Source organism: Paenibacillus glycanilyticus NBRC 16618, from assembly GCF_004000805.1.
Taxonomy (GTDB): Bacteria; Bacillota; Bacilli; order Paenibacillales; family Paenibacillaceae; genus Pristimantibacillus; species Pristimantibacillus glycanilyticus.
In genome coordinates this window covers 100,569-115,164 of the sequence record NZ_BILY01000001.1, presented here as the reverse complement: position 1 = coordinate 115,164, position 14,596 = coordinate 100,569, and the positions used below count along the sequence as shown (strand labels likewise).

The 14,596-nt window shown below is 52.2% G+C and carries 7 protein-coding genes; 3 read left to right on the top strand and 4 right to left on the bottom strand.

The window, feature by feature from the left end:
* Positions 1–42: 42 nt before the first annotated feature.
* Entirely contained in the window at positions 43–4,596 is a 4,554-nt protein-coding gene (locus tag PGL01S_RS00415; RefSeq protein ID WP_127490598.1) for an Ig-like domain-containing protein, read from the top strand.
* A gap of 345 nt (positions 4,597–4,941) precedes the next feature.
* Here PGL01S_RS00415 and PGL01S_RS00410 read toward each other — a convergent pair whose 3' ends face one another.
* From PGL01S_RS00410 to PGL01S_RS00400, 3 genes are read right to left on the bottom strand one after another with little or no spacing between them, the layout of a single operon-like run.
* Complete coding sequence (locus tag PGL01S_RS00410; protein WP_127490597.1) at positions 4,942–5,922, bottom strand: alginate lyase family protein; 981 nt, start codon at positions 5,920–5,922, stop codon at positions 4,942–4,944.
* Between the two features lie 18 nt (positions 5,923–5,940).
* The gene (locus tag PGL01S_RS00405) at positions 5,941–9,915 is read right to left on the bottom strand and encodes a glycoside hydrolase family 2 protein (RefSeq protein WP_127490596.1); all 3,975 of its coding nucleotides are present in this window, start codon (positions 9,913–9,915) and stop codon (positions 5,941–5,943) included.
* The gene (locus PGL01S_RS00400; protein WP_127490595.1) at positions 9,912–10,583 is read right to left on the bottom strand and encodes a hypothetical protein; all 672 of its coding nucleotides are present in this window, start codon (positions 10,581–10,583) and stop codon (positions 9,912–9,914) included. The genes PGL01S_RS00405 and PGL01S_RS00400 overlap by 4 nt, the downstream gene beginning before the upstream one ends.
* A gap of 115 nt (positions 10,584–10,698) precedes the next feature.
* Here PGL01S_RS00400 and PGL01S_RS00395 point away from each other — a divergent pair, with 115 nt between their 5' ends.
* Complete coding sequence (locus PGL01S_RS00395) at positions 10,699–11,571, top strand: AraC family transcriptional regulator (protein WP_127490594.1); 873 nt, start codon at positions 10,699–10,701, stop codon at positions 11,569–11,571.
* A 10-nt stretch (positions 11,572–11,581) separates the two neighbouring features.
* Here PGL01S_RS00395 and PGL01S_RS00390 read toward each other — a convergent pair whose 3' ends face one another.
* Positions 11,582–12,451 carry a helix-turn-helix transcriptional regulator gene (locus PGL01S_RS00390; protein ID WP_127490593.1) on the bottom strand — a complete coding sequence of 290 codons (870 nt, stop codon included), beginning with the start codon at positions 12,449–12,451 and terminating at the stop codon, positions 11,582–11,584.
* Between the two features lie 158 nt (positions 12,452–12,609).
* Here PGL01S_RS00390 and PGL01S_RS00385 point away from each other — a divergent pair, with 158 nt between their 5' ends.
* Positions 12,610–14,583: a beta-galactosidase trimerization domain-containing protein gene (locus PGL01S_RS00385; RefSeq protein WP_127490592.1), complete on the top strand. Its 1,974-nt coding sequence runs from the start codon at positions 12,610–12,612 to the stop codon at positions 14,581–14,583.
* Positions 14,584–14,596: the final 13 nt, after the last annotated feature.

Sequence of the window (14,596 nt, the reverse complement as noted above, 5' to 3'; positions counted from 1 at the left end):
GGTTCCCTTTCTATTTGAAGCAATAAGGAGGAATAGTTAAGCATGAAGAAGAAAATGCTGATGGTCGTATGGATAATGGCTTTGCTTCTGAGCGGATTCCCCGCAGGCGGCGTGCTCGCGGCAGAATCCCCGGATTCAAGCACAGGCTCCGGCGAAAATGCCGGAGCGGTCTTTTTCGTCTCGCCAAATGGAAGCGATTCCAACTCCGGGACTTTAGAATCGCCTTTTCTTACTCTGGAGAAGGCGAGAGATGCCGTCCGTCAATTAAAGCAAAGCTCGGGACTGCCAGGCGGAGGCGTTACGGTCTATTTAAGAGGCGGCGTTTACAACCGGACCGGAAGCTTTCAGCTCGAAGAGCAGGATTCGGGTACGGCGGATAAACCGATCACCTATAAAGCTTACCCGGGAGAATCCGTCAGCCTGAGCGGGGGCCGGAACTTGGAGAAGGACTGGTTCGAGCCTGTAACCGATGAAGCGGTATTGAACCGGATAATCAGCACGGATGCAAGAACAAAGGTATTGCAGGTAGATTTGAAGGCACATGGCATAACGGATTACGGCGTCCTGAGCCGGCATGGCTATTACAAAGCAAACGATGTCAGCCAGACGCCGCCCATGGAGCTGTATGTGGAAGGCCAGGGCATGACCCTGGCAAGATGGCCGAATAACGGGACGGTACAGATGGGCGATATCGTTGACCCCGGTCCAACCCGCAAGGATGCTGACCTGCAGACGCGGGGCGGCACGTTCAAGTATACTTACGACCGGCCGGCGTTATGGACGCAGGCGGACGATATATGGCTGGACGGCATTTTCGGCTATAGCTGGGAATGGTCCTACAACATGGTTGCTTCTATAGATACCGTGGGCAAAACCATCACATTGGCTTACGGGGAAATGAGCGGTTTGTTCAAGAACTGGTACCCGGACTTTCATTTTGCCCAGAACCTATTGGAAGAGATTGATATGCCGGGTGAGTACTATGTGGACAGGAGCCAAGGCATCCTGTATTTCATGCCGACAGCCGCTTTTCTTCAAAAAACCAATCCGGATATTACCGTAACGATGCTGAAGACTCCGATGATTAATACGGTCAATACGTCTTTCGTGAATTTTGAGGATTTAATATTGGAAAATGGCCGCGATTCCGCTGCGGTAATCATGGGCGGCAATCACGTGCGGATCGTGCATTGTGAAATCCGCAACTTCACCGAAGGCGGCGTGCGCATTAATACCCAAAGCCGGTGGCTTTACGATGACTTCGCCAAGGCTTCCGGGGTGAATCATGCGGTGATCGGTACCCATATCCACCATATTGGAGGAACGGGAGTCATTCTGAACGGAGGCGACAGGCTGACGCTGGAGCCGGGAAATAACGTGGTGGAGAACAGCCATATTCATGATTTTGCCTATTACCATAAAGCTTACAATCCTGCCGTCATCCTGACCGGAGCCGGTAACCGCATATCCCATAACGAGATTCATGACGCTCCGCACCCGGGTGTCCTTATCTTTGGCAACGATCACGTGGTCGAATACAACAACATTTATGACGTATGCAAAACGTTCTCGGATCTTGGCGCAATCTATATGAATCTAGGTGCGTCGCCGCAGGAACGGGGAACCGTTATCCGAAGGAACTATTTCCATCATATCGGGGAAGGCAAGGCTGGCGTGCAGGGGGTATATCCGGACAACTTTACGATGGGACTTACGATTGAGGAAAATATTTTTTACCGGATGGGCAATTCCGCGATTCTGAACAATGGCGGCGCCCATATTAAGACCAGCAATAATCTCTTTATTGACGCGAAGACGCCATATGAATATTCGGATATGTACCTGGGCGACGGTCCGGAGCAGCAAATCTCCAAAAACTACATGGGACCGTGGCATGCTTTATTCGACAAGTACAATAACTTCGTTGGCATGCCGCATCTGACCAAATATCCGGAGCTGGCGGATTTCTTCACCGAAAACCGCTATTATCCGGACACCAATACGTTTAAGAACAATGTTATTTACAATCCGACTAAAGCGAGAAGCAGCACGACAAACGCAAACGGCGCTTACGATAAGCTTAATCTGGTGCAATACGCAAACAACTGGGTGACGAACTCGGATCCTGGATTTGTAGACCTGGCCGGCGGGAATTTGAATTTGAAGTCCGACGCGGCGGTATTCCAGCAAATACCGGGCTTTGCGGATATTCCGTTTGGCGAGATGGGACTGACGGAAAAAGCGGGAACCTACCTGGCTCCAGACGTTATTCCTGTCGAAGGCGTGGAGCTGTATGAGGATAACCTTGCGATCGGAATCGGCAAATCTTACGATCTTTATGCGGCGGTGCTGCCATGGAATGCGACTAATCCTGCACTGGTGTACACATCAAGCAATCCATCCGTCGTGAAGGTGGATGCAAACGGCAAGCTGAAGGGAGTGAACTTGGGCAGCGCAACGGTTACGGCCGCATCGGCAGACAATCCGCTTCTCAAGGACGAGGTTCAAGTGACCGTTGAGGTCGGAGACGGCATTATGGACGATACGAACTTCGAGAACGGCAGGAATAGCTGGCCAACCGATCCTAACCGCAGCATTGTAGACGTTGGCGGCGGCAATCACATGTATAAGCTGCTCAAAGGCGCCACCGCGCTCAACGATAACGACTTCAGCAATTACGAGCTTGACTTCAAGCTGAAGACGCCGCCGGCTATTCCGGAGCTGGCTACCTTTTACGTATTCGACCGGTTGAATCCAAGCGGCAGCGGAGGAAGAATCGGTTACCGGAAGTTTGCGGACGGAACCTCCTCGTGGATTCTATATAATGGGGCATGGGCAACGATTAAGCAAAATACGTCAGCCTCCCAGGATCTGCAGCCCGATACCGTATACGATATTAAGATTATTGTGAAGGGACAGGAGATTAGCGTTTATGCCAATGGCCAGCTGAAGCTGAAAGCGTCGGATCCGACCTTTAATCCTTCGGGCAAAGTCGGGTTCTATGCCGGCGGCTTTGATTATTTGCTGTTCGACGATATTCAGTTCAAGGTTCCGACGACCGATGTAGCCGGCTTGCTGCTGGATAAGAGCAGCTTGAACATGGTCATTGATGAACAGCAGCAGCTGCAGGTGCAATTCGATCCGTCGGATGCCGCCAATCGCGCTGTTGTCTGGCAATCCATAAATCCGGATATTGCATCCGTCGACGAGAGCGGCAAGGTAACCGCCTTGGCAAAAGGCGAGACGACAATTACGGTCACCTCCGTTGCCAATCCGCAAGCTTCGGCTTCTATTAAAATAGTCGTCTCCGATATCCTTCTGTACACGGATTTCGATTCAGGAGCGAACAGATGGCCGGTTGACCCGAACCGGAGCATCGTAACCGTAAACGGCAATAAGATGTACCGCATTGTAGCGGGCGCTTCTGCTCTACATCCGAAGGTATTTACCGATTATGATTTAACCTTTAAGCTGAAGACGCCTGCGGAGATGCCGGCTCAGGGTACCTTCTACGTGTATGACCGATCGGCTTCCGGCACTTCAGGCAAGATCGGATACCGGAAGTTGGCGGACGGCACGTCGCAGTGGATTCTATACAATCCGAATTGGACAGTGCTGCAGACGAATAACTTCTCTGGTCAGGATCTGCAGCCTAATTCGGAATACAGCATCCGTGTTCTGGTAGACGGAGCAAGAATTAGAGTGTATGTCAACGGGGAGCTAAGGCTGGACGGCACGGATACCAAGCATAATGCATCCGGAACGGTGGGCTTTTATGTCGGGGGCTTCAGCGAGTTCTGGTTCGACGACGTCAAGTTTACGAGGATTGACCGGACTGCTCCGGTAACGGCGGCAGCTATGACTCCATCGCAGCCTGATGGCACCGGAGATTGGTATTCCAAGCCTGTAACCGTTGATCTGAGCGCAATCGACAGCGGAACTGGCGTGACAGGCACGGAATACAGCACCGATGGCGGGGTGACCTGGCTTCCTTATCAGAGCCAGCTAATGTTTAGTGAAGACGGGAGTTACTCGCTGCACTACCGGTCGGTTGACTCGGCCGGAAATCGAGAAGAGGACAAATCGATAAGCTTTAAGCTTGATACTAGTAAACCCGAGGCTTCTATAACGGGATTGGAAGAGAAGGCATACGCAAACTCGGAAACAGTGACCTTGTCTTGGGCGGTCACGGATACCGTCTCCGGAGTGGATGAAGGCAAAACAACCGCGCAGCTGGATGGTCAGACACTGCAGCAGGGAGCAGCTATTCCGTTGTATACGCTGGCTGCAGGGTCCCATACGTTTACGGTTTCTGCCATTGACCTGGCAGGAAATACGCGGCAGAGCACGGTGACCTTCACCACCTATGCCGACATCGGTTCGCTGAAAGAGTTAGTTGCGCAATTCTATGAGCTCAACTGGATTGATAACCAGGGCATCGCTAATAGCTTAACGATGAAGCTGGACAACAGCAGTTTGGAAGCTTTTATTAACCATGTGGAGGCGCAAAGCGGCAAGCATATTCAGGCTGAGGCAGCCGCTTATCTTCTGCGGGATGCAGCGTATGTTTTGCAAGGGAATAGCTTAACGGTGTAAGTGGAAAAAGCGGTGCAGGGGCAAGCCTCTGCACCGCTTTTTGTGATTTTGGGTCTGCTCAAGCCAGCTTGGATTACGTACGTTGGATTTTATCCAATAAAATGGTACTGCTAGCAGCATCTCACGGGCTACGTTGGATTTCGTCCAACGAAATGCGCTTAAAACGTGGCAAAGGGAAGAAAATCGAAGATTTTACTGGAGTGAATCCATCCTAGTGCCAATGATTGGCCCAAATAAGAGGAATATAGTGGATGAAATCCAACGTACGTCGTTTTGCTGTTTAACATGTAAAGAAACAAGGTTCTACCCGAGTCGTTAATGACTTTGGTAGAACCTTGTTTCTTTTTACAGCAGCTCGGGGAAAACCCAAGCGTAGGACTGAAAATAACCACTGCTTTTGTTCCGGTTGCCGATGATCGGGCGGTATGGGGAGACGAATTGATCGTATTCGGGATCTTTGAAAATGTTGGACATCGCTTCATAGAGATCAAGAGGCCAGGTCTGCGAAGAAAGAGGGTCCGGGACGTTCTGGCCTTTCTCGTATGGCCACTCCCCGGCACGGCCGTTGGCATAATAAAGCAGCGTATCTAGCGCTTTCTTGATGGTATTGCCGCTAGGGGAGGTCCAGCGGAACAAGTCCTCGCCGGTATAATCCAGCACCTGCTTGGCCGCAGCCGTGAGAGGAGCAAGGGCAAAATAATGGTACCAGATCGAATTGGTTCCTCTTAGCGTTTCTTCCGGGATAAAGCCGGTAAGCGACAGGGAAGAGTCGATATGCTCCTTCAAATGAGCGACCTCCTCCGCAAAACCAGCTTGATCATCCAGGAAACGATAGAGCAATAGCTGGGCGTACAAGCTCCAGCTCCACCAATTGTTCCGGAGCGGGATACGGTCCCACTCCGGTAATAGAACAGTAGTAATCCAAAGGATAAATGAATCCCGATCCTCCTGGCTCCATCCCGGATGACCTTTTAGCCACTCCGCCGCTTGAAGAAAGCCTGATCCCAAATAAGCGGACACCAGCGGACCGTCATTGTCCGTGAGCTCCCGGTTAATAGAAGCCCAGCCCTGCAGCAGCTCCACTGCTTTGTCCGCATAGATGGACTGACCGGTAACCCGGTAAGCCAGCGCTGTCGCGTAAGCGGCTTGCGCATCGGCCTCCATGAGTTTTTTCGCGGCCTGGTGACCGGCGGCATCGAAATAAAAGCCGGGAATATGCCAGACGGGAACGGCATGACAGCTGACGGACATACTCTCCTTCGCTAAACGCAGAAGTTCATCCTTAGCTGCAGCAGCGGTTTGGGAAATGAGTTCCTTTTTGCTCATGAGGACGTTCCTCCTATTTTATTTAGGCTCTACTTCGTCGAGAGTCAGCTTGTATTGCAGATGCTTCATCGGAGTGCCGTCCGTATTTTTTAATACCATGCCAATCCTGATATCCTCTTCCGTACCGTCCACAATGGCAATCAGGCGGTTAATTCCGGCTTGGAGAGTAATCTCTTGATCCGGCGCGTCCACCGGGCTGCCGTTTATATAAATCATGCAGGAGCTGTTGGTTGTAATCTGTAGCCGGCCCTTCTTTACTTCAGACGAAGGGTCCAGCATATAAACAAAGCAGCTGAGAAACCAGCGATCTCCGTTTGAATTAACAATGCGGAATGTTCCGTCATCGCGGCTGCGCTCTTTTTTCTGCATCCAGCCGTAAAGTCCTTCGCCTAGATTGTTAAGCGAGAACTCGGAATCGATATAGTAGGCTTTCATGGCTTCATAATCGACGTAAGGCCGGCAAGGCATGGCCATGATTTTCTCCACGGCCCATTGACCGCTGCCTTTGACTGCCGACAAGAGACGGTCATCAAACGACGCGCCGAGATTAGCAAGCAATCTCGTATACAAACGAATCGACTTGTCGCTTTCCGGTTCCAGAAGAAGCTGAGAGAGCATAAACAACCCTTGGCCTGCCTGCATTTGAAGGAGGTAATGCCCGGCTGGCTGTTCTTTCTCCCGATTCAGTTCAACCAGAGCTAGTCTGCTGTATTCATCCGTATGCTGGCCGATGAAATAATCGTGCCACGCGGTACCTTCCACGCTCTTGCATAGTACGTCAGCGCCATCCACCGACAGGCTATGCGAAGCGAGAGGGCGGTTCACGACGTCCCTCGGAGACAAGAACACCTTGTCGTAACCAAACAAATCTACCGGACTAAAGCCTTGAACCGCCGGATCCGAATAGTCCGCTTCAAGATGATAGGTTACTTTCTCCCGGACGGTGACATTCCGACTAAGAAGTGCGGCCAGCGTAGCATCTTGCCCGTCTACTGCCGGGAGGAGGATCACCTTACCGCCTTTTGCCGCATATCCCCGTATAGCCGCAGCCGAATTAGGATCTGCGAGCAGATGCGGCTCAATCAGAATAAGGCCATAATCATCGAGCTTATTAGAAACGTCCGTAAGCCGATCAAAAACAAGGCTAATTGTATGCAGGAAAGCCTCCGTTTTTCCTCCCGGCTTTATGAACGCCCCTGCACGAAGGACGATCGTATCTTCGGCGTTCCCCGCATAAGCAAGCAAATTGCGAAGCAGGAGGCAGGCTTGCGGTACCCGGTGGAAGTTCGCCATCAGCTCCAGCTGATTGGCAACAAACAGCCCTTCCTTGCTCCGGTATTCCAGAAGCGGCGACCATAAATCTCCGCCATCCCCGAAATCTCCCGCGCTGCATTCCAGAAGCATCTTGAAAGGGCCTTTCACCGGCTTCTCGAAAGCGGCATGGATAATCGGTAGAGGCCCGTCTTCCCGAAGCTCTTCATGCCAAAACATGAAATCTTCGTTATCCAGTCCTTGAAGAACGGGATGGCTGTAATCCCCGGAATGAGCTCTCATGAAGTCTTGCCGGGAGATCGCCAATTCTCCAAAGGACAAATGAAGCTGCTCGAGAAGCACAATTCTGCCGCCTTGACCGGCGTACCGGTTAAGCGCCTCCTCAAGCCGTCCATCCGGATCTTCGAGTTTGCTTCCCGCCACGAGGAGATGATCAGGAGACAGCTGCAGAATCTGTTCCGCAGTGACGGGCTTGCATTCCGGAATCAATGTACGAATTATAGCGTAGTCGTGCTCGCCGCCTGTATAAACGACGGGCCGGTTGATGACGACGGGCTCCGTCTTATATCGGGAAGGATACAGCTTGAAGCTCAAATCCAGTTCATGCACAGGTACATTATCATGCAGCAACACGGCATGTAATTGAATAAGAGATTCATCATGAACGGATTCCGGCTTCCATCTTGTCGTTACCGTGGTGCGATTAGCGGGAGCTTGCCGGAACTCGAAAGTCTCCTTGTGAATGAGCCGTCCTTCCTGCCGTACTTCGCAGACAACAGTCGTCTGACGGGTATGCAGCGTTTCGTTATATACATCAAAGCTCCGGACAATTGGCTCATCATCAAAAAACGAGCGGTTGTATTCGGCCGGAATAAGAGTGGCGGGCTTAAAAGCAGCGGCCAAAATATCAAAGGACGGATTTTTCCGGTACATCGGATACTCCTCCGGAAGAAGGCCGTTATTAAGGGTTAGGGAGTACCGCGGAATCACTTTCAGCTGCGGACCTTCCGCTTCCGAATGAGGCAGCTGAAGCGGGATGTCCCGCTCGGGCATCGCACGCATGAAATAATGGGCGAAGTTAAAGGTGCACAAGCCGGATACCCCTTGCCGCCTTGCATATTCGATAAACAAGCGTTCCTTTTCCGCCAGCCCCTTTGTGCATTCCTCCGTATCCTTGTACGCAAGATGACCAACATACATGCTGCTGTTCTGAGGGCAAATATACCACCAGCCGCCATGCTCGCCAAAGACGAGAGGCGCCTTGCGTTCCCAACCGTCGATGGTTCCGTCGATATTGTAATGCCGGGTCTCTACTTCGGTTAATTCTTTGGAGAGAAGACGGTTATCTCCTTCCAGAATGATGGGACGGGTAGAGTCAAGCTCGCGAATGACAGCCATCATAGACGGGATATGCAGCTTGAAGCCGTCGCGCCCGTCCACCCAGCGCATCTCGTTCTGCAGGCTCCACAGAATAACGGAAGGATGATTCCTGTCCCGTTCCACCAATCTTCGGATATGGTTCTTGCAGTTCGTTATAAATTCGGGATGATCGGCCAACATCGATTTGCTGGAGCCGTAAATCGCGGTTTCGTCCACAATCAGCATGCCTTCTTCATCGGCAATGTCCAAATAATAAGCCGGATGCGGCTCCGCATGAAGGCGAACGCAGTTGACGCCGGCTTCCTTGCACATGCGGTACCAGTTCCTTACGTACTCCTTCGTTTGTTGAATCCCGCCTTGGAAATGCCAGGAATCGCCACGCAGGTTAAGGGGAATCCCGTTTAAATAAAATCGAGGACCTTCGGTAGTGATTTCGCGAAAACCAAACCGTTCCTCCACCCGGTCCAGTACACGGTTACAGTCTATTAGCACCAGCTCCAGCGCGTAGAGGAAAGGATGATCCGGATTCCACAGCTTGGCATCTGCCCATTCGATAGAAAAAACGGCTTGGCTGGATTGACCCTCATTCGACCATTCAGCCGAAACAGCCTCAGCTGCTATGATAATAGGGGAGGCTGCTTGCGAGCTGCTCTCCCTTACGCGCAGTTCAACTCTGATAGACGAGTCCAGCTGCTCCCTACAGGAATGGCTTATCCCGGTACTTACGTGGAGCCGGCCCTCCCGGACGGATGTGCGGATCGTTACATCCGAGAGCGATAGCAGTGGCCTGCTTACCAAATAAACATCCGCCCATAGGCCTCTCGCTAGAGCGCCAAACCAGGAGCCGACTAACCCGGTAACCTTTTGCTGTCCGGAAGGCAGCGTAACTTTGTCAAAGCTGCCGCACACGACATGCAGCTGGTGGCTGCTTCCCGCCTGGATCCGCTCTGTTACCTCCACGAGAAGCGGGAGATAACCATCCTCCCAGACAGCAACCAGCTGATGATCCAGATAGACGGCGGCTTTTTGCATAATGCCGTCAAACCTGAGGAATAGACGCTCGTTCTTCTCTACGGGCGCCTGAAACACCCGATGGAGCACACCGGCATCCGCCCGTGCCCATTCCTTCGGATAACCATACCAATCATAGGGAGCATATCCGTGATCGGCTATTTCCCCAAAGCTTTTGCCCGATGCCCGCACGTAAGAAGAACGCCAGCTGGACGGGACCTGTACTTTCCGTTCCTCGAAGATAAGCTGCTCGGGAAGAGTCAAGTCCGGTCCATGCTCATACAGAGGCATGAAATCCCATTCGCCATTTAGGCTAAACGTTGTTCTCATCGTGCATGCTCCTTGCCATAAGCTTCGCCTTCAAGCTGGAGCAGCAGGGGAATCTCCAGCCAGGCCAGGGATTTGCCGGCGTCTTGATCCCACATGATGAAGTGGGGATCCATTGCGGCTTGCCAATCGGAAGGCGTATTTGCGGTGTCAAGCTTGCCTGCATACGGTGGCGGTTCAATTGTAGCCGGCGATTCGGAATAGAAAAACAACAGATTCTCGTAGAGCGAGATCATACCGTATTTGTCTCCGTCACCGGGGCGCTCTTCCTGGTATTGATAATGGTAGAAAATATAGCTGGCCACTTGCTCCGGCTTCAGCCGCGCGATCCGGGCATAAGGCTGTGGCGAGAGGTGGATTCGTCGCCAATGCTCCGCGCCGGCAGGCTGCTGATAATGGAAAATATCCATCATCGGTACCCATCTCCGGGGCGTGTCCGTACCCGGCCATTGCTCAAGTCCGGATTCGCAGCGCTTGAAGAGAGCGTGCGGATCGGCATCCATTAAGGGGCTCTCATAGTAGAGAAAAAGCTTGGATCCATAGTGGAACAAGCTAAGATGGTGAACGACCGCTTCCTTCATCCGTTCTTGAAGCTCGCTTGCAACATCGCGGAAGTAGACGGAAGGATCTACGCCATGGCGGCAGTGCGCCAAATAATGATATCGCTGCATAAGGCACCTCCGGGTTCTATCATCAAGATGCCTTCATTATATAGCCGGACGAATTATTCTCTGTTGTGCTAAGATATAACTAAATTGCGATTCTATCTTTGGGGGAGAGATACAATTGGCATCTCGCATCGAGCATGTAGCACCGGGGCATAGCAGCTTTTTTCTCGCTTTCCGGGATGAATGGACGGAGGAGCATTTTTTGCGGTTTCATGCCCATCAAGGTCTTGAATTGCTTTTTATTCATGAGGGTCGCGGGGTCGTGGAGGTGGAAGGCAATAGCTACGAGCTTGAAGGGGGTTCGTTGTTCTGCTTTCAGCCGTATCAGCTGCACAAGCTGGAAATTCCGGGTCGGAAGAGTGCCCGCTATGTCCGAACCAATCTGACCTTTGATCCCCGGTTTCTGGAGCCTTATCTGGCGCCATTTCCGAAGCTGTTATCCTTTTTCCGTTACTTGACCAGGGGAGCGCTGCCCATGCCTAAGTTCTCCTTTTCGGAAAATCAATTTATGTCCGTCATGGAAGGCCAGGTACAAGCGATACGGGAGAACGGGGAGGAGCAGGAGGCTCGAATTTTGCTGCTGATTTCTTTGCTGCGATACCTGCAGCTGTCGGTTATTGCTCAGCCGCAGCTGTCTCCGGAAGAATGGTCCGCAGCCAAAACCGTCCATATCGAAGCGATGATGGATTGGATCGAGCGTCATTTCCGTGAGCCCTTCAGCCTTGAGCTGCTCGCCGAAGAGCTGCATTTGTCCTCTTACTACGTCTCTCATCTATTTAAGCAATATACGGGAGTTTCGCTGACGGATTACGTGACGGCAAGGCGAATGCGCGAGGCATGCGTGCTTCTCGGAAGCACCGACATGCCGGTGCGGCAGATCGCTGATGAGGTTGGCCGGTTAAGCGCTCCTTATTTCTGCAAGCTGTTCAAAAAGCAAAAAGGAATGACGCCTCTGGACTACCGCTCGGCGCTGCATTATGCCGCCAAGTAGCCGGCCCGGGTTATACCCGTCCGAATCTGACGGAACGGTATTGCCCTGGAGTCATGCCCGCTTGTTTGCGGAACAGCCTTATGAAGTAATTCGTATTCTCGATCCCGACCTGCTGGCCGATTTCGGATACGGAATACTCGGTGCTCTCAAGCAGCGTTTTAGCCTTTTTGATCTGCAGATTATGCAAATATTGAAGCGGACTCATCCCCGTATATTTCTTCAGACAGCGGGCGAGATAGTCGAAATGAAAATGCAGGGTCTGCTCCATATGCTTTGCGTCAAACGGACGGGTCAGATTCTGCTGCAAATAAGCGATCGTCTGATCGCAAAGCAGTCTGGACCGGGGAGCGAATTGGCTGCTTACCGCTGTCTGCAGTTCAACAAACAGTCCGGCTAGCAGCGTCTGGAGCGGCAAGGAGCTTGCAGGCGACAAGGTATGATGGAGCTCCAGCATCTGCTGCAGGAACGGCAGAATGTCGGTGGCGCGTATATTCATAAATTTCGGTAAGTACATAACCTGCCGGTGGGGAGTGAGATCGTCGACGGTCCCTTTGGTGAAAGGAATCGACCACGAGATTTGCCCGCTGTCCATCGTGCGGACCGGTGCGGGATGAGCGAAATGGATCCAGTAGATTTCGGTTACTTCCTCGCATGGACGATGGCCGATATGCATGCGGTTCGGCTCCAGCACAAGCATGGTGCCTTCCTTAATCTCGTAAGGCACATCGTCTTCGGTCATATACAAGGTTCCTTTCAGAACAAACAGCATGTCGTATACGTTAAACGATCTTGCCACATGCTGCTGTCCCGGCGTCCAGAAGGAATGACCGATCGTCAATAGCTGCGGAAGCGGAGGGATGACAAGTTCCAGGCAAAACATGGTGAAGGCTCCTTTGCGTTGTAATCGCTTACCCGATTGTATCACGGCCGTTATCCGTTAGGTAGAAAATGTGCTATAAAAAGTCGTTAATGAACCTGTCCGGTCAAACGCGGAACTTATATAGTTAAGGTAAACCGAACCGGAAAGGATGACAACTTATGCGTTTTCGCCAGGTCCATCTTGATTTCCATACCTCGGAGGCTATCGCCCCCATTGGTCAACGTTTTGACAAAAAGCAGTTTCAGGAGATGCTGCGGCTAGGCCATGTCGATTCCATTACCGTATTCTCCAAATGCCATCACGGCTGGGCTTACCATCCTTCGGAAGCAAACGAGATCCATCCGGGTCTCAGCTTTGATCTGCTTGCCGCCCAGATCGAGGCTGCGCATGAGATTGACGTCAAAACTCCGGTCTACTTGTCCGCCGGACTTGACGAGAAGCTGGCCAGACGGCATCCGGAATGGCTGATCCGCGACGAGAACGATACGACCGGATGGGTAAAAGGCTTTTTGGAGCCGGGCTATCATCAATTTTGCATGAACTCCCCTTATCTCAATATCCTTCTCGCGCAAATTCGCGAAGTGGTGTCGCGTTACGATGCGGACGGCGTATTCCTCGATATTGTTGGCGTACGCAAATGCTATTGCCATAACTGTATCGAGAGCGCAAGGCGGGAAGGCATGGATCCAAGGGATGAGCAAGCCATGCGCCGTTTATGGGAAAGAACGTATGCCAATTATACGGCAAAGGTGAAGGAAACGGTGGAGTCGGTTAAGCCGGGGCTGCCGATCTTCCACAATGGCGGACACATTAAGCGGGGACGCCGCGACTTGGCCATGATGAACACCCATTTGGAGCTGGAATCGCTGCCGACGGGCGGCTGGGGTTACGATCATTTCCCTCTGTCGGCCAGATACGCCCAAACTCTTGGCGTTGATTTCCTTGGCATGACGGGGAAATTCCATACGTCCTGGGGAGAATTCGGCGGCTATAAGCATCCGAACGCCTTACGTTACGAAGCGGCGCTCAGCATAGCCAATGGCGCGAAATGCTCCATCGGGGATCAGCTGCATCCGGACGGTTATATGGATAAAGCGACGTATGCGCTTATTGGTTCCGCTTATAGCGAGGTTGAGAGCAAGGAAGCCTGGTGCGCGGACACGTCAAATGTCGCCGATGTGGCGCTTCTGTCGCTTGAAGCCGTTGGCGTCCATGAGAAAGCGCGGGATGGGTTGTCCAAAGGGGCATCCGATGCAGGGGCCGTACGGATGCTGCTTGAGGGTAAAATTCTGTTTGACGTTATCGACAAGGAGCATGATTTCAGCACCTATAAGGCGTTGATATTGCCGGATTACGTAGCAATTGATGAACCACTGCGGAACAAGCTGGAGTTGTACATGCGGCAAGGCGGAAAGCTCCTCGCCACGGGCTGGTCCGGGCTTGATCCGGCAGGGGAAGCGTTTGCCGTTGACTTCGGAGTACGTTACCTGGGAGTGAACCCTTTTAACCCCGATTACTTCCGTCCGGGCTTTGCGTTAAAGAGTTTAGGAGAGGCCTCCTTCATCTTTTATTCCGAGGGTCAGAAGATTGAGCTTAACGGGGGAACCGAGCTGGGCAGGCGCGAAGATCCGTTCTTTAACCGGGAGGCCTTCACCTTCTGCTCCCATCAGCACACGCCAAGCAGCTACAATAACGGAGGCCCCGGCATGGTGGAGAGCGGCAGCGGAATCTACATCGCCTGGAACGTGTTTGAGGATTACGCGAAGAAAGGCAGCCTGATTCTGAAGGAAGCCGTTCTATACGCGTTGGATCGCCTGCTTCCGGATAAGACGCTTCAAACCAGTCTGCCCGCGCAGGGCATCGTTACCCTTCAGGAGCAGAAGGAACGGAATCGCCTTGTTAATCATCTCCTGTATGCTTCGCCGGTAAGAAGAGGCGACGGGGTGGAAGTCATAGAGGATATTATTCCTCTGTACAATGTTCAGGTTTCGGTTCGGACAGCTCGTCCCGTGAAGCAGGTCTATCTAGCGCCGCAGATGACTCCGCTGCCGTTCAGCAGCAACGACGGCGCAGTTGCTTATACCGTGCCTGAGCTGCAATGCCATCAGATGGTTGTTATGGATTACGAATAGAACTTATCTCATA

What these genes read in the sequence shown, in the direction of transcription:
- PGL01S_RS00415 (WP_127490598.1), top strand. Translation starts at nt 43, where the DNA reads ATGAAGAAGAAAATGCTGATGGTCGTATGGATAATGGCTTTGCTTCTG.
- PGL01S_RS00410 (WP_127490597.1), bottom strand. Translation starts at nt 5,922, where the DNA reads ATGAGCAAAAAGGAACTCATTTCCCAAACCGCTGCTGCAGCTAAGGAT.
- PGL01S_RS00405 (WP_127490596.1), bottom strand. Translation starts at nt 9,915, where the DNA reads ATGAGAACAACGTTTAGCCTAAATGGCGAATGGGATTTCATGCCTCTG.
- PGL01S_RS00400 (WP_127490595.1), bottom strand. Translation starts at nt 10,583, where the DNA reads ATGCAGCGATATCATTATTTGGCGCACTGCCGCCATGGCGTAGATCCT.
- PGL01S_RS00390 (WP_127490593.1), bottom strand. Translation starts at nt 12,451, where the DNA reads ATGTTTTGCCTGGAACTTGTCATCCCTCCGCTTCCGCAGCTATTGACG.
- PGL01S_RS00385 (WP_127490592.1), top strand. Translation starts at nt 12,610, where the DNA reads ATGCGTTTTCGCCAGGTCCATCTTGATTTCCATACCTCGGAGGCTATC.